General features: G+C 31.9%; 17 protein-coding genes, 1 tRNA gene and 1 pseudogene. 3 read left to right on the forward strand and 16 right to left on the reverse strand.

Annotated elements, in window-relative coordinates; all coding sequences use genetic code 11:
• Window positions 1-353 precede the first annotated feature (353 nt).
• The 8 genes and pseudogenes from VLK81_RS00005 to VLK81_RS00040 form a co-directional block, all read right to left on the reverse strand.
• Window positions 354-872, reverse strand: a complete 519-nt coding sequence (locus VLK81_RS00005; RefSeq protein WP_324618530.1) for an adenine phosphoribosyltransferase — start codon at window positions 870-872, stop codon at window positions 354-356.
• A gap of 181 nt (window positions 873-1,053) precedes the next feature.
• The gene (locus tag VLK81_RS00010; RefSeq protein ID WP_324618531.1) at window positions 1,054-2,850 is read right to left on the reverse strand and encodes an ABC transporter ATP-binding protein; all 1,797 of its coding nucleotides are present in this window, start codon (window positions 2,848-2,850) and stop codon (window positions 1,054-1,056) included.
• Complete coding sequence (locus VLK81_RS00015; protein WP_324618532.1) at window positions 2,851-3,990, reverse strand: ABC transporter ATP-binding protein; 1,140 nt, start codon at window positions 3,988-3,990, stop codon at window positions 2,851-2,853. It lies immediately after the preceding gene.
• Window positions 3,991-4,027: 37 nt separating this feature from the next.
• On the reverse strand, window positions 4,028-4,588 hold the full coding sequence (locus VLK81_RS00020; protein ID WP_324618533.1) for an ABC transporter transmembrane domain-containing protein: 561 nt from the start codon (window positions 4,586-4,588) through the stop codon (window positions 4,028-4,030).
• A 316-nt stretch (window positions 4,589-4,904) separates the two neighbouring features.
• A pseudogene (gene clpB / locus VLK81_RS00025) lies at window positions 4,905-7,482 on the reverse strand (ATP-dependent chaperone ClpB).
• Window positions 7,483-7,508: 26 nt separating this feature from the next.
• Window positions 7,509-8,414: a DnaJ domain-containing protein gene (locus VLK81_RS00030; RefSeq protein WP_324618534.1), complete on the reverse strand. Its 906-nt coding sequence runs from the start codon at window positions 8,412-8,414 to the stop codon at window positions 7,509-7,511.
• 325 nt (window positions 8,415-8,739) lie between these two features.
• Window positions 8,740-9,444, reverse strand: a complete 705-nt coding sequence (locus tag VLK81_RS00035; RefSeq protein WP_324618535.1) for a nucleoside hydrolase — start codon at window positions 9,442-9,444, stop codon at window positions 8,740-8,742.
• The gene (locus VLK81_RS00040; protein WP_324618536.1) at window positions 9,437-10,444 is read right to left on the reverse strand and encodes a LacI family DNA-binding transcriptional regulator; all 1,008 of its coding nucleotides are present in this window, start codon (window positions 10,442-10,444) and stop codon (window positions 9,437-9,439) included. Before VLK81_RS00040 ends, VLK81_RS00035 begins: the two co-directional genes overlap by 8 nt.
• A gap of 221 nt (window positions 10,445-10,665) precedes the next feature.
• Between VLK81_RS00040 and deoD the strand changes: the two genes are divergently transcribed.
• The 3 genes from deoD (at window position 10,666) to VLK81_RS00055 (ending at window position 13,568) form a co-directional block, all read left to right on the forward strand.
• Complete coding sequence (gene deoD, locus VLK81_RS00045) at window positions 10,666-11,364, forward strand: purine-nucleoside phosphorylase (protein WP_324618537.1); 699 nt, start codon at window positions 10,666-10,668, stop codon at window positions 11,362-11,364.
• On the forward strand, window positions 11,354-12,436 hold the full coding sequence (locus VLK81_RS00050) for a BMP family lipoprotein (RefSeq protein ID WP_324618538.1): 1,083 nt from the start codon (window positions 11,354-11,356) through the stop codon (window positions 12,434-12,436). Before deoD ends, VLK81_RS00050 begins: the two co-directional genes overlap by 11 nt.
• 397 nt (window positions 12,437-12,833) lie before the next feature.
• Window positions 12,834-13,568, forward strand: a complete 735-nt coding sequence (locus VLK81_RS00055) for a hypothetical protein (RefSeq protein WP_324618539.1) — start codon at window positions 12,834-12,836, stop codon at window positions 13,566-13,568.
• 561 nt (window positions 13,569-14,129) lie between these two features.
• Here the strand turns inward: VLK81_RS00055 and tuf are convergent.
• From tuf to gltX, 8 genes are all read right to left on the reverse strand, one after another.
• A complete protein-coding gene (gene tuf / locus VLK81_RS00060; protein ID WP_324618540.1) occupies window positions 14,130-15,323 on the reverse strand; it encodes an elongation factor Tu in 1,194 nt (397 codons plus the stop codon).
• Window positions 15,324-15,445: 122 nt separating this feature from the next.
• Window positions 15,446-16,354: a radical SAM protein gene (locus tag VLK81_RS00065; protein WP_324618541.1), complete on the reverse strand. Its 909-nt coding sequence runs from the start codon at window positions 16,352-16,354 to the stop codon at window positions 15,446-15,448.
• Window positions 16,355-16,683: 329 nt separating this feature from the next.
• A tRNA-Thr gene (locus tag VLK81_RS00070) sits at window positions 16,684-16,759 on the reverse strand.
• 59 nt (window positions 16,760-16,818) lie between these two features.
• The gene (locus VLK81_RS00075) at window positions 16,819-17,358 is read right to left on the reverse strand and encodes a YacP-like NYN domain-containing protein (RefSeq protein ID WP_324618542.1); all 540 of its coding nucleotides are present in this window, start codon (window positions 17,356-17,358) and stop codon (window positions 16,819-16,821) included.
• Window positions 17,351-17,812, reverse strand: coding sequence for a 23S rRNA (guanosine(2251)-2'-O)-methyltransferase RlmB (gene rlmB / locus VLK81_RS00080; RefSeq protein WP_324618890.1), 462 nt, complete (start codon window positions 17,810-17,812; stop codon window positions 17,351-17,353). The genes VLK81_RS00075 and rlmB overlap by 8 nt, the downstream gene beginning before the upstream one ends.
• Complete coding sequence (locus VLK81_RS00085; RefSeq protein WP_324618543.1) at window positions 17,778-18,068, reverse strand: RNA methyltransferase substrate-binding domain-containing protein; 291 nt, start codon at window positions 18,066-18,068, stop codon at window positions 17,778-17,780. The genes rlmB and VLK81_RS00085 overlap by 35 nt, the downstream gene beginning before the upstream one ends.
• 1 nt (window position 18,069) lies before the next feature.
• A complete protein-coding gene (gene cysS / locus VLK81_RS00090) occupies window positions 18,070-19,458 on the reverse strand; it encodes a cysteine--tRNA ligase (protein WP_324618544.1) in 1,389 nt (462 codons plus the stop codon).
• Window positions 19,459-19,469: 11 nt separating this feature from the next.
• On the reverse strand, window positions 19,470-20,933 hold the full coding sequence (gene gltX, locus VLK81_RS00095) for a glutamate--tRNA ligase (protein ID WP_324618545.1): 1,464 nt from the start codon (window positions 20,931-20,933) through the stop codon (window positions 19,470-19,472).
• Window positions 20,934-20,937: the final 4 nt, after the last annotated feature.

Raw genomic sequence — 20,937 nt, forward strand, 5'->3', positions numbered from 1 at the left:
TTGTATCTATTGGATACAAGCCATTTTTATTTTGAAAAATACTAAAAGTTGGCTACCTGTTGGCAACCGCAAAATAGTTTATAATATGTATTTATCAAAATTAATAATAAATAACTAAAACAGTGAATGAATATTAATTTTATAAAGAGATTACATAAGTGTGGAGTTTTGCACACTTTTTTTGTGCCTTTTTGCTAGTTTATTATTATTTTTATATATTTTTATATGTTTACGTATTATTTGCAAGAAATAAACTACAAAGTAGGATAAAAAAGACTTAAGATATGCTAATAGCTATCTTAAGTCTTTTAAAGTTAGTTTTTAATTTTACACGATTATCTCTTATTTTTCTTTTAGTAAGGATATTTTACTAGGGATATTATATCTACATCTTTATTTAATTCACGGCCCCCAAGTTCTGTAAGTTCTATGACAAAGGCTAGGGCTCTTACGTCTGCCCCCATGCTTTTTAAAAGGTCTGTTGCAGCTTTTACTGTCCCACCTGTTGCGAGAAGGTCATCCACTATGGCAACTTTTGCACCTTCTTTAAAGGCATTTTTCTTTATCTCAAGTCTATCTTCCCCATATTCCTTTTTGTAGGTGTAGGAGATAACTTCTCCAGGAAGTTTTCCCTCTTTTCTAACTGGTATAAAACCAACTCCCATAGCATAAGCTACTGCAGATCCAAACAAAAATCCCCTTGCTTCTGGCCCGATTATATATTCTATCTCTTCCTTTTCAAGCTCTTTTTTAAGCTCTTCTATTGTATAATCAAAAGCTTCGTTATTTGCAGCAAGTTTTGTTATGTCTTTAAAACTAATTCCCTCTGTTGGAAAATCTTCTATTATATCTATATAATCTTTTAAGTTCATATCTTCCCTCCAAGTTATATATTATCATATACGGGTGCAATAAACACTAGTGTAGATTTGATTTTCTATTTATTTTTACTTAGTTTCCTTCTTTTAATATATATTTAATATATATTTTTGAAAAATTTGGATGAAAGAAAAATACTCGTGGGGGCAAAATCTATTACTTAGAATTTCTATCTTAAATATTTCTAGTTTTTCCTTGGGCATCGTACATTTTTTTGTAAACTCCGCCAAGTTCTATAAGTTCACTGTGGCTTCCTTCTTCTATGATTCTTCCCTTATCTAATACATATATTTTGTCAACATTTTTTATTGTAGAAAGTCTATGGGCGATGATTAGGGTTGTTCTACCTTCTTTAAGTGCATCAATTCCCTTTTGTATATAGCTTTCTGTCTCTGTATCTATAGATGAGGTTGCTTCATCTAGGACTAAGATTTTTGGATTTACTATAAGCGCTCTTGCAAAAGAGATTAACTGTTTTTCTCCTTGAGAGTAGCCAGAGCCTTTTTCTCTAATTTCGGTATAAATTCCTTCTGGCGTTCTTTCTATAAGTCTTTTTGCTCCAACTTTCTCTAAAGCTTCTTTAACTTCTTCGTCTTTATAGGTATTATCAAAAAGGGTAACATTATCTTTTAAGCTTCCTGTAAATATATAGGGGTCTTGAAGGACTATAGACATTTCCCTTCTAAGTTCTTTTACATTTATTGTATAAATATCTTTTCCATCTATCTTAACTCTACCTTGGGAAGGTTTGTAAAAGCCAAAAAGTAGGTTCATAATTGTAGATTTTCCGGATCCTGTATGGCCAACAAAGGCTACGGAAGTGCCTTCTTTCTGTTTGAAATTTATATTTTTTAAAACATCTTCCCCTTCTTTATAGGCAAATGTTACATCCTGAAACTCTACCTGTCCTTCAATCTTTTCAATTTCTTCGTCCTCATATTTTACTTTTTCCATCTCTAAGAGTTCAAAAATATGATCTGCTGCAACGCCCGCTTTTTCAAAATTTCCTACCCTTAAAACTACTTCAAGTATCCAGTCATAAAGTCTTGTGGAGTAATCCATAAATACATAGAGAAGTCCAACTGAACTTTTCCAAGCTCCTGTAACAAATCCATAGCCAAAGTATAAAAGTGCAGCTATTTTAGTTAGGAGTAGGATTGTATCTACGGCATTAAAAGCTGAGTAGGAAAAAAGTTTTGTTATATTTAGTCCTTCATGGTAGATTTTTTTATTGACTTCTTCAAACTCCCCATATATATCTTCTTCTTTGTTAAAGGCGCTTATAACTTCGATTGAAGAAATATCTTCGTTGATGGCTGCATTTAATTCTGAAATGTGCCTTCTAAATCTGTAGTTGTATTTTTTAGATTTCCCTTTAAAATCCTTGTAAACTACTAGAAGTAGTGGAACAAATACCATTTGTAAGAGAAACATCCTATAGTCAATTAAAAGTAGGGTTATTAGTATGCCAAGCGTAAATAAAAAGGCTATACTTAACTGGGACAAAACTACTCTATAGAGGATTCTTACATCTCTAGTATCGGAAGTTATTCTGGAAACTACCTTTCCTGCTGGCAGGCTGTCAAAAAATTTGATCGGAAGATTTTCTACATGGGCAAATACTTCATTTTGCATATACATGCAGATTAAATTTGACGCCTTGTCAAAAAATCTCCTAGTTAGATATCTCATAAGGGAAGTAATGGCAAAGGTTAGGGCTAGTAAGAAAACAAGTTTATTAAACTCTCCTCTATTAATAGCGCCAATTCCTTCTTTTAAGTTGTTATCTAATATTTCTCCTATTATATAAGGGTTTATAAGGTCTAAGGCAACAAGGGATATAGCAGCAGTAAACCCTATTATTAGTGGCCCTTTTGTGCTTTTTAAGTAGGAAAAAAGTTTTTTATTTCTCTCTTTTGTCTTTTGTTTTTTTAGTTTTTTATCTTCTATTCTTTCTGCTTTTATTTCCATTTAAGCCTCCTTTTGTTGTTTTAGGAACTGCTCATAGTACCAGCCCTTATTTTTCATTAGGCTTTCGTGGTTACCAATTTCATCTATCCTACCATCTTTTAAAACTATGATGGTATCGGCGTTTATTACAGCCGAAAGTCTATGGCTTGAAATGAAGGTCATCTTACCTTTTCTCGTTTCTCTTAAATTCTTTAAAATTTTCTCTTCAGTTTTAGCATCTACTGCTGAAAGTGAGTCATCTAAGATAAGTAATTCTGGATCTATAATGAGAGCTCTAGCTATTTGAAGTCTTTGTTTCTGTCCTCCTGAAAGTGAAACTCCCTTTTCTCCTATCATTGTTTCAATACCATTTGGAAGCTGGCTTAAGTCCTTTTCAAGATCGGCAAGACTTAAAGCTTCTTCTAAGCTTAGTCCACCTTTAGAATCCTTCTTTTTGGAAAATAGAACATTGTCTTCCAAACTTTTTGAAAAAACTAAGTGGTTTTGAGGTACATAACCTATTTTATCTCTTATAGTTGATGATTTAATATCTACTATATCGCTAGAACCTATAAAAAGCTCTCCTTCGTTTTGTTTGTAAAATTTTAATATTTGTTTTAAAAATGTTGTCTTTCCAGATCCAACTTTTCCAACTACTCCCAGGGTTTGTCCTGGCTCTATGGTTAGATTTATTTCTTTTAATAAATCGCTTTTTGAAGATGGATATTTAAATGAGAAATTTCTAAATTCTATAGTTTTATCCCAAAGGCTATTAAGTTCTTTTTCTCCATCTGGCAGGTCTATTTTTTCATTTAAAACATTACTTATCCTATCAGATGAAGCTGAAGCTTGGTTGGACATGGTTATAAAGTCTCCAAGAGAAAACATTGGACCTACGATATTTCCAAGATACATAATAAAAGTTATAAGCTGGCCTATAGTTAAGGCTCCTTTGGAAATTTGATGGGCTCCAAAAAGAAAGGCTATTACGTAAGATGCTCCTGAAACTCCCCTTCCTATAGGTCCCCAAAGGGCAGATGTTTTAGATTCATCCATCATTTTATCGTAGAGATTTTTAGATCTTTCTTCAAATCTTTTTATTTCATTTTCTTCTTTTGAGTAGGCTCTAATTACTCTAACTCCAAGTACATTTTCTAGCACAAGTTCATTTATCTTGTCATTTACTTTTTCAACCTTGTCAAAAAAGACTATAAAGTCTTGCGGAAACGTATTTTGTAAATACGGCTATAAGTGGTAGGGGAATAAATGAAACTAGGCAAAGTAGTGGATCTATCATTAGCATTGCAACTAGGTATATGCTAAGGGCTACGAATGATTCAAAAAAAGATAAAACTCCTGATCCAGACATTTCAGCTAGGTTAGATACGTCTGTTGTTATTTTCCCCATAAGTGATCCAGTTGAATTTATTTCAAAAAATCTTGGACTTTCCCAAAGAATTTTCTTTGCTAAGTTTGATCTTACAATTCTTCCTATTTCATCATTTGACCTAAAGATAAAATACTGCCAGATAAGATTTGAAAGGTAAATAACTATTGTGACTACTAGAAGTAAAATAACTTTAGAAAATAAAACTTCTTTAGTTAGGGTTCTTTTACTTATAAGGTCTGAAACCTCTCCGATTATTTTGGGTGGGACTAGAAAAAGACCATAGGATGTTAGCATAAGTAGTATTGCTACTGTGTATTCTTTCTTATAATAAGAAAAAAACCACTTGATCTTTTTAAAAATTTTAAACATTTAATCACTCCGTTTTCTTAAAAATTAAGCAAAAAAAATACGCCTAATAGGCGTAAAAGCTTATTATTAGGTAGTTGTCCCTACTTACTACAAAAATTTAAGGTAGGGTTATTTAATTTTTTATAAAAATTTGTAAAACTCATATAATTTACTAATAATATTTTCATTTTTTAACCCTCCTTTTCTCAAAATTTTGTTTACCTTTTTTATTGTAAAGCATATTATATATAATGTCAATGATTTTTTTAAAAATTTTTTTACAATTTTCTAAAAAAATTCCCCATACCGCAAAATATAGATATGGGGATTAGTGTTTCTATTTACTTCTAAATATGAATTTTTCACCATCTGAGTCTATTGATACTACTTCTCTTGACTCGACTTCCCCTTTAAGAATTTTGTAGCCAAGCTCAGTTTCTATATTCTTTTGAAGGTATCTCTTTACTGGTCTTGCTCCAAATTCTCTTGAGTAAGATCTCTCTAAGATAAGATCTTTTGCAGCATCTGTTAGCTCAATTTTAATCTTTCTAGCTTCTAATTTTTCTGAAAGTTTTCCAACTTCTATATCAATTATCCTCTTAACATCGTCTCTTGAAAGAGGCTTGAACATAATTATATCGTCAACCCTATTTAAAAACTCTGGTCTAAATAATCTTCCCATTTCTTCTCTTACAGCTTCTTTTGCACTTTCAAGATCTTTACCATCTTCTATGGTTTCTTTAATAAGTTTTGAACCGACATTTGATGTCATGATAATAACTGTGTTTTTAAAATCAACAGTTCTACCTTGGTTATCTGTAAGTCTACCATCATCTAATACTTGAAGCAAAATATTAAATACATCTGGATGGGCTTTTTCAATTTCATCGAAAAAGGATAACTGAATAAGGAGCTCTTCTAACTGCTTCAGTTAGTTGTCCCCCTTCTTCGTAGCCAACATATCCTGGAGGAGAACCTACAAGTCTTGATACGGAGAATTTTTCCATATACTCACTCATATCTAGCCTAATCATATTTTTTTCACTGTCAAATAGGCTTTCGGTTAAGGTCTTAGCAAGTTCTGTCTTACCAACTCCAGTTGGGCCAAGGAAAATAAATGAACCAATTGGTCTATTTGGATCTTTAAGTCCAGACCTTGCCCTAATAATTGCTTCTGTTACAGCTTCAAGGGCATCATCTTGACCGATAACTCTCTTTTCTAGGTGGGTCTTTAAATTTAATACCTTATCTCTTTCAGATTCATCAAGTTTTGAAACTGGGATGCCAGTCCATTTTGAAATAACTTCTTTTATCTCTTCTTCTGTTACTTCTTCCTTGATAGTTTTTTTCACCTGTTTAACTTTACTAAGGTCTTCAAGCTCTTTTTCAAGGCTAGCAAGTTTTCCATATTTAAGTTCTGAAAGTTTTTCAAAATCATAAGCCCTACTTGCTTCTTCTATTTTATTTTTTACATCGTCAATCTCTTCTTTTATCTTCTTAACCTTGTCAATGGAGCTTTTTTCTTCTTCCCACTTTAATCTTCTTGAATCATATTCTGATTTTAATTCTGAAATTTCCCTTTCTATGCTTTCAAGTCTTTCCTTTGAGTCAAGGTCGTCTTCTTTCTTTAAAGAAACTCTTTCAATTTCAAGCTGAAGAATTCTCCTATTCATCTCATCAAGGTCTTCCGGCATAGAGTCTATTTCAGTTCTTACCATACTAGAAGCTTCATCCATTAGGTCGATTGCCTTATCTGGAAGAAACCTATCTGTAATATATCTATCTGAAAGACTTGCCGCAGCAATAACTGCCCCATCAGAGATCCTAATTCCGTGATGAATTTCGTATTTTTCTTTGATTCCTCTTAAAATAGAGATTGTATCTTCAACGGTTGGCTGAAGAACCATAACCTTTTGAAATCTTCTTTCTAAGGCCCCATCTTTTTCTATAGAATTTTTGTATTCTTTAAGTGTAGTTGCACCAATTGTATGAATTTCTCCCCTAGCAAGCATTGGCTTTAGCATATTTGAAGCATCAAGAGACCCTTCGCTAGCACCTGCTCCAACTATTGTGTGAAGTTCATCTATAAATAAAATAATTCTTCCTTCAGAATTTTTTATTTCCTTTAATACATCCTTAAGCCTTTCTTCAAACTCTCCCCTATATTTTGCACCAGCGACTAAAAGTCCCATATCCAAAGCAAATATTTTCTTATCCTTTAGTGATTCAGGTACATCTTCATTTATTATTCTTCTAGCAAGGCCTTCAACAATTGCAGTCTTACCAACACCTGGCTCACCAATAAGAACAGGGTTATTTTTTGTCCTTCTGGAAAGAATTCTGATCGTGTGCCTAATCTCCTCATCCCTTCCAATAACAGGATCAATTTTGCCAAGTCTAGCTTCTTCAGTAAGGTCTCTACCATATTTTTCTAGTATTCCCTCACCATCAACATTTGGATTTTCAGAGTCTACGACTCTTCCCTTTCTAAAACTCAATAAAGTTTGCTTAAAAGCTTCATAAGTTAAATTGTATTTTTTTAAAAGATTACTTAAGTCTGAATTTCTTTCCTTTAGCATAGCTAAAAAAATATGCTCTACAGAAATAAATGTATCTTCAAGCTTTTTCATCTCGTCTTCTGCTTTTAATAGAATTCTTGTATATGAAGTTTCTGGGTATAGAGAATCCCCACCTTCTTGCCTAGGGTATGATGAAACTACTTCTTCTACTTCTCTAAAAAGTCCTTTTTCATCTGAACCCATAAGTCTAAGAAGTTTTCTCACATAAGAGTCTTCACCCTCAAGTAATCCATATAATAAATGAAAATCAGTTATTTGAGGGTTTTGGTTTTTTATAGCAGTATTTTGTGAATTTCTAATAGCTTCCTTAGCCATATTTGTAAAATTTTTATCCATAGTATTACCCCCCTATTTAAAATATTTTATCTATCAAGATCTCTAAGTTTTTCGTAGGCTTTCTTTTCTTCTTCGCTTAAATGTTTAGGAACAACAATTCTAAACTCAAGGTAAAAATCTCCTAAATTCCCCTTCATATCCCTGAAACCTTGATTATTTATCTTAACTTTGTTACCAGAAGAAACTCCCTTTGGAATATTAACTTGGATTTTTTTAGACATAGTTTGTACAGTCACGCTAGATCCGAGAGCAGCTTGGTAAGGCTTAATATCAATTTTTTTAGTTACATCTAGTCCATCAAGGCTAAGATCATCATCTTTAATTTTTATCTTTAGAAAAATTTCACTATTTTTTTCGCCAATCTTTTCTCCACGAACCTTAATCTTCTTGCCCTTAGTTATTCCCTTAGGAACCTTAACTTCCAAAACTTCGTTTCTGCCATTTACAGAAACATTCATAATTTTTGTAGTACCTTCGTAGGCTTCTCTTACTGTAAGTTCTAAATCTAAATCGAACCTTGATTTAGGAACATTTCTAGAAGAAAAACCACTAAAGATATCGCTAGTGGATCTAGATGTTTTTTGCCTATTTCCCCCTCCAAAAATTAGGTTGAAAAAGTCTGAAAAATCTGAAGACTCAGAAGAGGAAGAAAAACCTCTAAATCCTTTAAAGCCATATTTATTAGGATCAAAATTTTGTCCGCCCATAAAACTAAATCCCTTGCCAAAGCTGTCATATTCTTTCCTTTTGTTTTCGTCACCTAAAACTTCATAGGCTTCATTAACTTCCTTGAACATTTTTTCAGCTTTTTTATCTCCTGGGTTCATATCTGGATGATATTTTTTAGCAAGTTTTCTAAAAGCACTTTTTATCTCAGCTTGGGTCGCTTTTTTTTCTACCCCAAGAATTTTATAATAATCTTTGTATTCCATATTTCCTCCTGACTTTGACTTTCTCTGACCTATATTTATTATACTACCTTTTATAAAAAAATACAAGTATTTTAAATATATTTTGAATAAATAATTTTTAAAAAATAATCTTTTCAATCACAGTCTTAAATATAATTAATTTTAAAGTAAATAAAATTGCTTTCAATCTAATTATAAATTAATTATATAAATTTGTCTATAAGATAATTTAATTTATAAAATTAATTTTGCGATTGTAGATCATTATAAATTAATATAAATTTTCTCTTAATTAACTGCCCTATCTTAATATATCTATAAGTTACAAGACTTTCGTCTAATATATTTAATAACTATCTTCAAATATTTTGTAGAATTTCTCTTTATCTATTATAGATTTTACCCTAAGCTTATAAGGACCATCTATTAACATTCCCTTTTTTTCGCCCTCTAAGATTATATCTATATTTTTTTCAAATGAAGAAAAATTTAAAGGATTAACAATATAGCTATAAAGAATAAGGTCGTTAAGTGAAGCTTTATGCTTGAAATTTAAGTTTTCAAACTTTTTTAATAATTCCTTTAAAGTCTTATCTTTAGTTTTTTCATAGTCTAGCTTTCTAACGTAAAGATCTCTAGTTGAATTTAGGCAAAAAAGACTTATAGGAAGCTTAGTTTTAATAAGATCCTGAAATGCCTTTGGATTTTTGTAGAGATTATACTCAGCATATTCTGTTATATTGCCCCCATCAAAAGAGCCTCCCATAAGTAGTATGTTAGAGATATTACATTTAAGTTCTAGGCTTATATTATTTATAAAAAATGCAAGCATTTCAATAGGTCCAGCAGATAATATAATATTATTTTGCGGACCTTTATTTGTAATTATTTGCTTAAATTTTTCTAAGAGATCAAATTGCTTTTCTTTATTTTTATCCACTAAGCAAAATTCTGCAGGAAAAATAGTAAGCTTAAATTTATTCTTTTTTAAAAAATGAATAAGCACCTTATCATCCAGAAAAAAATCCGAAAATAAAATATAGTTATTCATCTATTCTCTTTACAGTTTCTCCCTCGTGTAAAATAGGAGGAACTAGGTTTATCTTTTCGCACTTTTCCTCATCTAGTAGGCTAGTTAGAATATTTATTGCCCCCCTAGATATTCTTTTAATTTGAGAATCAACGCTTGTAAGATCGGATGAGTAGAACCTATTTAGATATGCATTGTCGTAGCCAATAATTGAAACATCTTCTGGAACTCTCTTTCCTCTTTTTCTAAGTCCAGATATAAGTCCCAAGGCTATTAGGTCATTGACGCAAAAAACTCCAGTTACATCTTCACTTATAACATACTCTGCAAACATCTCTATCCCGTCAATTTCTAGATTTGATCTTAAAATAGAATTATAATCATCAAACTCTACCCCTATTTCGTGTAGGTAAGATCCAAAACCTTCAAGTCTTTTTTCGTGGTTAGGGACCTTGTCAAGACTTGTACAGCAAATTAACCTTTTGTGTCCCATATCGGATAGGTATTTGGCTGCAAGCCTTCCTCCCTTATAATTATCTGTAGTTACAACGTGGATATCTTCCATAATATCTTGAACTTCTTCAAGGACAACTAGTTTTTCATAAACTTTTGGATTTAACTTATTTTTAAAATTTTCAAAATCAATGGAAACTGCTATCCCGCCCTCAAAAAATCCATTATTTAAAATTTCCAGTCCACTATCTTCAATTCTTACATCATTATTTGTTGAAAGAACCATTACTGTATAACCTAGTTTTGCAAACCCATTTATAATATGGTTGGAAATTTCAGTATAGTATGGATTAATTAGGTCAGGAACTATCATTGCTATAAGATTAGATTTTTTTCTAACTAAATTTCTAGCAAGCTCATTTCTGGTATAATTAAGTTTTTCAGCCGCTTTTATAACTTTTCTTTTTGTTTCTTCACTGATTCTATTTTCCTGTTTGTTTAAAACAAGAGATACTGTAGTAGGTGAGCATCCGGCTTCTCTTGCTACATCTTTAATCGTTGTGGTCATTTTACCCTCCATAAGTCTAATTTAGCTAAAACGTGAACTTTTTTTGCTTATAACTATTCTACTACATAAGCAGCTTAAAGTAAACTTATTTAGTAAAAGTTTTATTAATTTTTTTAATACAAATCTGAGATTTGAAATAAGTTAAAACTTTAAACCACCTATTTTTTCTTAGTAAAAACTCTTTTTTGTGATATAATATTTTATATATAAAGGAGGATGTTATGGCTACACCACATATTAGAGCGGAAAAAGGAGATATTGCAGAAAAAATACTCCTTCCAGGAGATCCTTTGCGTGCAAAATTTATAAGCGAGAATTTTTTACAAAATTCTGTTCAGTTTAACGATATTAGAAATATGCTTGGATTTACTGGAATTTATAAGGGAGAAAAAGTTTCAGTTATGGGAACAGGTATGGGAGTTAGTTCAATTGGAATTTACTCCTACGAACTTATTAAATTTTTTGATGTAAAAAAACTAATTAGGGTTGGAACATGTGGATCTTACAAAAAAGATGTAGGTTTACATGATATCATACTTGCCCAGGGGGCATCTACAAATTCAAACTTTCAAAGTCAGTATGAATTGAATGGAACATACTCTGCCATTTCAAGCTTTAACCTACTTGAAAGAGCAGCAAATATTTTAAGAGAAAAAAATTATAAGTTCCACGTTGGAGGAGTTCTCACATCAGATATATTCTACGAACCTGATGAAAATTCCTATAAAAAGTGGGCAAGTCTAGGAGTTCTTGCTGTTGAGATGGAAACTTATGCTCTTTATTGTAATGCTAGTAGGCTGGGGGCTGAAGCTCTTTCAATCTTAAGTGTATCTGACCAGTTAGTTACAAAAGAAGCTGTTAAAACAGACGATAGAGAAAAAGCTTTTACAAAAATGATGGAGGTGGCCCTTGAAATCTAAATTTTTATTTGTCTTGGCTTTAGTTTTAGCCTTATGTGCTTGCAGTAATGACGGAGCTGGCAAAACTAATTCTGAAAAAGCAGAAAAAAAGATTAGGATAGCTCACTTAGTAAATGGTTATCTTGGAGATAAGTCTTTTCATGATTCTGCAAATTTAGGCCTAAGCGACCTAGCAGATGAGAATAAAAGTATTGAATTTAAATCTGTTGAAATGACTGATGATACTTCTAAGCACGAAAAAACACTTATGGAATACTGCGAAGACGGTACTTGGGATATAATTGTTGTTGGAACATGGCAAATGATTGAACCTTTAAAAAATGCCAGTGAAAAATATCCAGATCAAAAATTTATCCTATATGATGATAAGATGGATTATAGTGATGGAAAATATAAAAATATTTACTCAATTACCTATAAGCAAAATGAAGGAAGTTTTCTTGCCGGTTATATAGCTACGAAATTAGCTGAAAATACTGAGAATCGTAAAATTGGTTTTTTGGGTGGAATGATTACTCCTGTAATAAATGATTTTTTAGTAGGATATAGTGCAGGTAGAGACTATGCTAATCCTGAAGTATCTTTAAATGTTGCTTTTATCAATGATTTTTTTGATGCAGCTTTAGGAAAACAAATGGCAAATAGTCAGTATGATGGTGGTGTTGAAGTCGGTTTTTCTCCAGCAGCCCTAGCTGGAATGGGACAAGTTGAAGCATCACTTGAAAAGGGAAAGTATATGATTGGAATAGATTCAGACCAATATGCTCTTTTTGGTGAAGAAAAGGGAAAATATATTGTAACATCAGTTTTAAAAAACGTAGGAAATTCCTTAAAAAGAGCAATTGACCTTTACTCAAAAGGAGAACTACCTTTTGGAAGTAGTGAAAGTCTTGGACTTAAAGAAGACGCTGTTGGAATTGTAAAAAATGAAAATTATAAAAAGATAGTTCCAGCTGATGTTCAAAATGAAATAGAAGAAGTTGAAAAAAAGATAAAATCAGGCGAGATTAAGGTTCCTTCTGCTTTTGATATGTCAGAAGATGAAGTAAAAGAAATAATTGAAAAGAATTAGTAAGTTATTAAGTCTACTTTTTGGATAAAACTAAAAGTAGACTTTTTTTATAAAAAATTTTAGTCTTTTATTTAAATACGTATTATTTTCTATTTTTTTAGATATATTAAAATTTAAACTAAATTTAACTATAAATAAAATTAAGTGTCCATTTATTAAAATACATATCTATAATTTTTATCTTCTTTATTTATTTTGCTTTCTATTTTTTCATTTATGTGATATAATAAAGTATAGATGTAGATTAATAGTATATAAAGTTACTAGCTTAATTATTATTTTTAAAATGTAGTAATTTTTATGCTTTTTGTTTAGAAAACCTAAATTTACTAGAAAATACCTAAGAGGATATAAAAATCTTGAAAAAAACTTATAATTAAAAGAATAGGAGGAATTTATGAAAAAAAATATATTGATACTGCTTTTAGCTATGATATGTTTATTTACTGCTTGTAATAAGAGCGGTGAAAAAGTAAATAATGAAAATAAAAATGAATCTGAAAGTATAGAAAATAAAAATGAATCTGAAAATATAGAAAGTGAAAATACTCCTGAAAAAGCCGGCGAAGAGGCAGGTAATTCTGCCTATCCGCCAATGGTAAAAGTTGATGGAATTACCTATGTGGACACTTCTTACGAGAATGCTATGGCTACTTGCGGAACGTCTGATGGGAAAATTAAAACAAGTGTTGATGGAACAAAAATGCCTACAAATGATGATGAGTCAAACTTTGGTAAAGGATATGGATATCAGGTTTGGGAGGATGGCTATATAAATGTTGAAATAGACAATAGGTGGGTTTTGTTTAGGGATATCAAGCTAGAAGATAAAAATGACCAAATTCCAGAATGGGTGGCCCATTTTACAGGAAAAGTTATTAATACGGAAGAAGATTCACTTTTGGTTGAAAAAATTGAAATGGACGATAGGTTTATTTTTAAAGACTCATTGACAAAGCCAATTCTCCTATCAATCCAAAATTTAGATAATGAAAAAGATGGTGTGATAAGTACTGATGGTCTTGAAGGAAAGACTGTTGAAGTTTATTTTGGCGGTGAAATTAAAAATACAGATCCACTTTTATCTAGCCCAATTTCTCTTGAAAAAATTTATAGAATAAGTGTAAAATAAATTAAAAAATATTTAATAGGAGTTTTTCTCTAAAATAATTCGGCGTAAAAGATAATAGACTTTTGTACTGCCCCCTTAAATCCGGACACGGAAATAAGGGGGTATTTTAGTGAATAAAAATCTTAGTTAAATAAGTATAAGCCAAGCATCTTAGAAAATATAATATTAATTTTAAGCTCAAGCACTTTTATTAGAATAAAATTTCCTAACATTATGTAATAATTTTAAAATATCCCATAAAGATTTTTATCCTTCTCTAGTTATATTCTAAATCTAACCTGAATTTTTCCCTTTAAGAAATTAAAAAAAGAGCCTTTTCAGACTCTCAGAGTGTAGACAAAATCCAAAAACGCTTATCCGACTGCAGAAATTGAGAAATTCTAAATCTCATAATCCTGTAAATCGCAAACTCGCTAACGCTCAAACAGTGCGATTTACGGGCGGATTATTTCAATTTGAATTTCTTACAATTTTTTTCGTATGGAAAGCTACTTTTTGGATTTTGCTACTTTGTCAACAACCTGAGATCCTTTTCAGGCTCTTTAATTTTATCTTTTTTTATTATTCAATTATCTTAGAAACTACTCCAGCTCCTACTGTTCTTCCGCCTTCTCTTATTGCAAATCTTAGTCCTTCTTCGATTGCGATTGGGTGGATTAATTCGATTATGAATTTTGCGTTATCTCCTGGTACTACCATTTCTACGCCGTCTTCTAGTTCGATATTTCCTGTTACGTCTGTTGTTCTGAAGTAGAATTGTGGTCTATATCCTGAGAAGAATGGTGTGTGTCTTCCTCCTTCGTCTTTTGTTAGTACGTATACTTCTGCTTCAAATTTTGTGTGTGGCTTTATTGTTCCTGGTGCTGCTAGTACTTGACCTCTTTGGATTTCGTTTCTTTGTACTCCTCTTAGTAGTAGTCCTATGTTATCTCCTGCTTCGGCTTGGTCTAGTAGTTTCTTGAACATTTCTACTCCTGTTACTACTAGGTCTCTTGGCTTTTCTTGGATTCCTACTAGTTCTACTGTGTCGCCTACTTTTACTGTTCCTCTTTCTACTCTTCCTGTTGCTACTGTTCCTCTTCCTGTGATTGAGAAGATGTCTTCTACTGGCATTAGGAATGGTTGGTCTGTTGCTCTTTCTGGTTGTGGAATGTATTCGTCTACTGCTTCCATTAGTTTTACGATTTTATCTCCCCATTCTCCGTCTGGATCTTCTAGGGCTTTTAGTGCTGATCCTACGATGATTGGTGTGTCGTCTCCTGGGAAGTCGTATTCGTTTAGTAGGTCTCTTACTTCCATTTCTACTAGTTCGATTAGTTCTGGGTCGTCTACTTGGTCTTCTTTGTTTAGGAATACTACTATCTTTGGTACGCCTACTTGTCTTGCTAGTAGGATGTGTTCTCTTGTTTGTGGCATTGGTCCGTCTGCTGCACTTACGATTAGGATTGCTCCGTCCATTTGTGCTGCTCCTGTGATCATGTTCTTTACGTAGTCAGCATGGCCTGGACAGTCTACGTGTGCGTAGTGTCTCTTTGGTGTTTCGTATTCTACGTGTGATGTTGAGATTGTGATTCCTCTTTCTCTTTCTTCTGGTGCTTTGTCTATGTGTGCGTAGTCTACGTATTCTCCTGAACCGAATCTCTTGTTTAGTACTAGGGTAATTGCTGCTGTTGTTGTTGTCTTACCGTGGTCTACGTGTCCTATTGTTCCTATGTTAACGTGTGGTTTTGTTCTTTCAAATTTTGCTTTAGCCATTATTTTCCTCCTATATATAATAATTAATCTAATTATACCATTATATATCCTTTTATTCAATTATATTAAAGGTACGTTTAAATATTAAAGCTAGGCTAAAAAAGCTACTATTAGCTGAGTCTCTACTCCTTATCCCAAACTCTCCACTTTTTATTTTCAAGCTTAACAAGGTCTCTTTTAGAATATTCTTCCAAATGAGAATCAATCTTATCTAAAAGTTTTTTCTTGTGATTTGGAATAAGTCCAGTTAAGATAAGTGCATTTGTCTTGTGACTTGCATTAAATATAGTTTCTAACTCTAACTTTTCTAATAGATCTCTTTCTTCTAATATAGATTCTCTTACACTTAATCTTTTAAACTCCTTACTTCTAACTTTTTGAGCAAGCCCAGCTCTTTTAAATATAACTGTAGTCACAATTACAATTTCAAAAGGGTGAATTTGATTTAATAAAAAAGCAGTTTTTTCTATATGGTCCTTTGAAAGATCCCTTCCACCTAGACCCAGCATTATATAAGCACTATACTTTATGCCAAGTCTTTCTAGCTTTTTGCAAGCTTTCAAACTATCATCTAAATTTGTCCCCTTATTTTGAAAAGACAAAACTTTATCTGATCCAGACTCAAGTCCAAGGCAAAGTCTATCCATCTTCTCATTTTTTAAAAGGAGAAGCTGATCATCACTTTTAGATAAAACATCACGGGTCCTAGCAAACATACTTATATATTTACAGGAAAAATTTTTGTTTATCTCCTTCATAATCCTAAGTAGAAAATCTGTGTCAAGACAAAGGGGATTACCCTCAAGAAGATTAAACTTAGTTGGCTTTACTCTCTTATCTTGGTAAAATCTTCTCCTAGATTCAATATATGTTTTTATATCTTCAAAATCAAAAACTTTAAACTTTTGCCTATAATTTAAATCACAATAAAGACATTTATTATAGCTACAACCCTGAGTCACCGGAATCATTTCCGAGTGCATCTCCGGCATAGGCGTGTACATATATTCATTGTAAAATTTATCAATCATAATAAACCTTTCTAAAAAACTACATTCAATTTAAATATCTATACTAATTGTAACATAAGATATAAATTACTTAAATTGAAAATTAAAAAAAAAGAATATAAAAGTTTAAATATATTAAAAATAATCTCTCTTTTGATACATTTATTTTTCTAACTATTTTTCCTTATTTTAATTTGTGGCATTTAGCTTCCTATAACTAAGGCCTAAAGGCATTATAAAGTACATAGAGATTTATATGGACTATAAATTAAGATCCTAGAGATTCTAGCATATTTATATAGATAATAAAAAAATAGCCAATAACAAATGGCTATTTTCTAATATTTCTATGGAGCCCACTGACGGAATTGAACCGTCGACCTCATCCTTACCATGGATGCGCTCTACCTACTGAGCTAAGAGGGCAAATTCTCAACCCTTATGATAACTTAAATTATGAATTTAATCAAGAGGGTGGAGATTTTTTATTTTTTACCTTTACCTTTTTCGCCTAAGTTTTCTATTAAATGATCTATTTTCTTAATCACTCCATCGTCTAGGGAAACAAGGTTTTTATTGTAGGAATTTCTCTTCTTCTTTTCTAATCTATATAGGTCTTCTTTATAAGTTAAATATCTATGTTTAAGTTCTGAGGCCGAAATTCTAAGTCCTCCCCTACTTAAAATTGTCTTTTGTATAAGTGAGTCGTTAGTTGCTACTTCTATTAATTTCCTCCTACCCTCACTATCCAAAAATCTTTCAATATATTTATCTGCTGTTTCTTCTTTTTCCGTAAATACTACATCAAGTCCCTTGTACTTATAAGTTGTTCTAGGCTGATCTGTATTGTAGGCATCAAAGATAACTATTATCTTTTCTCCCGACATCTTTGAATACTCTGCCATCATGTCTAGAAGACTATTCCTAGCATTTTCTAAACTAATTTTAAGACATTCCTTGAGCTTTTCCCAGTTGCCTATTATATTATAACCGTCAACTATTAGGAAGGCCTTTTTTTTAGGCATTTTGTCTTACTACCTCGTAGATAATAACTGCAGCTGCTGAAGAAGCATTTAGGGATTCTATCTTCCCAAGCATTGGAATTTTAACAAGGAAGTCACAGTTTTTCTTTATAAGCTCTGACACACCTCTTCCTTCGTTACCTATAACTATACAAACTTTTCCATCATATTTTACTTCTGTATAATATTTTTCCGCTCTTCCATCTGTTCCATATATCCAAAATCCATTTTCTTTTAGATATTCTATAGATCTAGTTAGATTTGTAACTTCTGCAACTTTCATATAGCTTGTGGCACCTGATGAAGCTTTTACTGCAACTGGCGTAACTGATGCAGACCTTCTTTTTTGTATGACTACTCCGTCAAATCCTGCCGCTTCTGCTGTTCTTATTATGGCTCCTAGATTGTGTGGATCTTCAATTCTATCTAATATTACTAGTCTTTTTTGCTCCAGAATCTATTATTTCTTCTAAGCTATAATATTTGTAATTTTCTACTTCAGCTCCAACGCCTTGGTGATTTTGTCCATCTGAAATTTTATCTAAAAATTTCCTGTTTACTTTTTCTATTCTTATATTTTTATCTTTTGCTATAGCTATTATTTTTAGTGCAGAGCCCTCTAATTTTTTATCTTCAAGGAAAATTTTTCTAATCTTTCCTTCTTGTTCGAGTAGTTCAATTACTGGATTTCTTCCAAAAATATACTCTCCCATTCTACTTCTCCTTAAGGCTGTAGCCTTCTCTGGTATCTTTTATCTCAAATCCTAGATTTTCTATTTCTTCCCTTAATTTATCTGCAAGGGCAAAGTCTTTGTTTTTCTTAGCAATTTTCCTATCTTCTGCAAGTTTTTTTACATTTTCAGGAATAATTTCTTTTTCCTTGTATAAAAGTCCAAGAACTTCCGTTAAATCTTTTAATGTCTTTAAGGTGTATTCCAGGCTTTCTTTTGAATTTTCACTGGATAGATCGGTATTTATAAAGCTAACAAGTTCAAAAATTTCACTTAAACCATCTGCTGTATTTAGGTCATCATCCATCTTTTGTTCAAAATTTTTTCTAAAGTTATCGACTTTTTCTACTACTTCATCTTCTAGCTTTAAACTCTTTGAATATTTTATATAGCCTTCTAGTTTTTCCTTGGCATTATAGAGTCTTTCAAGTGAGTTTTTGTTCATATCCAAGATTTCTTTTGTAAAGTTAATAGGGTTTCTGTAGTGGGAAGAAAGTATCCAAAGTCTTAGAACTTCAAGATCATAAACCTTTTTTACATCTCTAACTAAGAAGAAATTTCCTTCCGACTTGGACATTTTCTTGTTGTCTACATTTATCATTCCGTTGTGCATCCAGTAATTTGCAAATCTTTTTTCATTTAGAGTTTCTGACTGGGCAATTTCGTTTTCGTGATGTGGAAATTGAAGATCTTCCCCACCTGCGTGAATATCTATTGTATCTCCCAAAATGGTTTTTGCCATTACTGAGCACTCAATGTGCCAGCCTGGTCTACCTTCGCCAAATGGAGATTCCCAGTAAGGTTCCCCTTCTTTTTTTGCCTTCCATAGTACAAAATCTAGTGGGGATCTTTTATTTAAATTTTTCTCAACTCTTCTTCCTGCAATTAAATCATCTATGTTTTTCTTTGAGAGAATTCCATAATTTTTAGCTTTAGATATATCAAAGTAAACATCCCCTTGAACTATATATGCAGCATCTTTTTTTATAAGTCCACTAATAAAGTCAATCATTTGAGATACATATTCTGTTGCCTTGGGGTGAATGGTTTGGCTATCCATTACATTTAAATCCTTGCAATCTTCCTTGTAGCAAGCTATATATTTTTCAGTAATTTCCTTGAAGTCTACCCCTTCTTCATTTGCCTTATTTATTATTTTATCGTCTATATCTGTAAAGTTGGAAACAAAATCAACCTTGTATCCCTTGTAAAGAAGGTAGCGTCTTAGAACATCAAAAACAACGATTGGCCTAGCATTTCCTATATGAATATAGTTATAAACAGTCGGCCCGCAAACATAAATCTTTGCCCTATTTTTTTCGATTGTAATAAATTCTTCTTTTTTTCTACTTAAGGTGTTGTAAATTTTCATATTATCAGCCTTTAAATATATTTTTCTAATCTTTTAATAATTTCTTCTTTTCCTAGTAATAGTAAAACTTTATCAAATTCGGGACCATGAACCATTCCTGTTAAAGCAGCTCTTGTAGGCATATAAAGATTTTTTCCCTTAATTCCAGTTTTCTTTTGAATTTTTTTCATAACGCCCTTGCTAAATTCTTCATCTACTTCATCTATCTCTTTTAATTCTTCTATAAAAGCATTTGACAGAGAAGCGATATCACTATTTTCTATAAATTCTTTTGCATCTTCTTCTAAGTCGAAATCTCCATTAAATACAAAGCTAGTTTTTTCTGTTATATCCATTAGTCTATCTAGAGATTCTTTGAATGTAGATGCTATTAGTAGAAGTTTTTCATCGCTAAAATCTTCATCAATTACTCCATCTTTTACTAGGTAGGGTTTTATAAGTTCCTTTAATTTTTCATCGTCTAAGGCTCTTATATAGTGCTGATTAACCCAATTAAGCTTGTCCCTGTCAAAAATTCCTCCATTTTTAGAAACTCTATCAAATGAGAATTTTTCAATTAATTTATCCATTGACATAATTTCTTCGTTATCGTCTGGACTCCATCCTACTAGGGCTAAATAATTAACCAGTGCTTCAGGAAGATAGCCTTGCTCTTTAAAATCCATTGCTGAAACATCGTCATGTCTTTTTGAAAGTTTCTTTCTTTGTTTGTTTAATACTGTTGGAAGGTGGACAAATTTTGGTCTTTCCCATCCAAACGCATCATATAGGAAAACATGTTTTGGAGTTGAAGAAATCCACTCATCTCCTCTAACTATATGAGTAATTCCCATTAAGTGATCATCTACAACAACTGCAAAGTGATATGTTGGAAAGCCGTCTTGTTTTATAAGGACTTGGTCATCAAGGTCAGATGTATTTATAGTGATTTTTCCCTTTACTACATCTTCAAATTCTATATCCTCATTTGTAGGAAGTTTTAATCTAACTACATATTCTTCCCCGGCAGCAATTCTCTTTTTAGCTTCTTCGATTGAAAGAGACCTACAAAGTCCATCATATCTAGGTATTAGTCCATCTGCTTTTTGTCTATTTCTAACTTCATCAAGTCTTTCTTTACTACAAAAACAATAATAAGCTAGGCCTTTTTCTATTAAAATATCTATATATTTTTGGTAAATTCCTTCCTTTACCCTATCTGATTGGATATATGGACCATATTCTCCTTCTTCGTAAACTCCATTTTCTCCAACCATAACTCCTTCGTTGTTTTTGACACTCGCCCAGTCTAAAGCGGCAATTAAATTTTCAATAGCCCCTTCTACATATCTTGTCCTATCTGTATCTTCGATTCTTAGTAAAAAATCTCCGCCCATTTTTTTTGCATATAGGTAATTATATAAAGCTGTCCTAAGTCCTCCTATGTGAAGGTATCCAGTTGGACTTGGGGCAAATCTAACTCTAACTTTTTCCATTTTT

Origin of the sequence: Citroniella saccharovorans (assembly GCF_035481615.1) — a bacterium.
GTDB classification, from domain to species: Bacteria; Bacillota; Clostridia; order Tissierellales; family Peptoniphilaceae; genus Citroniella; species Citroniella saccharovorans.

Coding starts and splice junctions, on each gene's coding strand:
- VLK81_RS00005 (WP_324618530.1), bottom strand. CDS start 872: ATGAACTTAAAAGATTATATAGATATAATAGAAGATTTTCCAACAGAG.
- VLK81_RS00010 (WP_324618531.1), bottom strand. CDS start 2,850: ATGGAAATAAAAGCAGAAAGAATAGAAGATAAAAAACTAAAAAAACAA.
- VLK81_RS00020 (WP_324618533.1), bottom strand. CDS start 4,588: ATGTTTAAAATTTTTAAAAAGATCAAGTGGTTTTTTTCTTATTATAAG.
- VLK81_RS00030 (WP_324618534.1), bottom strand. CDS start 8,414: ATGGAATACAAAGATTATTATAAAATTCTTGGGGTAGAAAAAAAAGCG.
- VLK81_RS00035 (WP_324618535.1), bottom strand. CDS start 9,444: ATGAATAACTATATTTTATTTTCGGATTTTTTTCTGGATGATAAGGTG.
- VLK81_RS00040 (WP_324618536.1), bottom strand. CDS start 10,444: ATGACCACAACGATTAAAGATGTAGCAAGAGAAGCCGGATGCTCACCT.
- deoD (WP_324618537.1), top strand. CDS start 10,666: ATGGCTACACCACATATTAGAGCGGAAAAAGGAGATATTGCAGAAAAA.
- VLK81_RS00055 (WP_324618539.1), top strand. CDS start 12,834: ATGAAAAAAAATATATTGATACTGCTTTTAGCTATGATATGTTTATTT.
- tuf (WP_324618540.1), bottom strand. CDS start 15,323: ATGGCTAAAGCAAAATTTGAAAGAACAAAACCACACGTTAACATAGGA.
- VLK81_RS00065 (WP_324618541.1), bottom strand. CDS start 16,354: ATGATTGATAAATTTTACAATGAATATATGTACACGCCTATGCCGGAG.
- VLK81_RS00075 (WP_324618542.1), bottom strand. CDS start 17,358: ATGCCTAAAAAAAAGGCCTTCCTAATAGTTGACGGTTATAATATAATA.
- VLK81_RS00085 (WP_324618543.1), bottom strand. CDS start 18,068: ATGGGAGAGTATATTTTTGGAAGAAATCCAGTAATTGAACTACTCGAA.
- cysS (WP_324618544.1), bottom strand. CDS start 19,458: ATGAAAATTTACAACACCTTAAGTAGAAAAAAAGAAGAATTTATTACA.
- gltX (WP_324618545.1), bottom strand. CDS start 20,933: ATGGAAAAAGTTAGAGTTAGATTTGCCCCAAGTCCAACTGGATACCTT.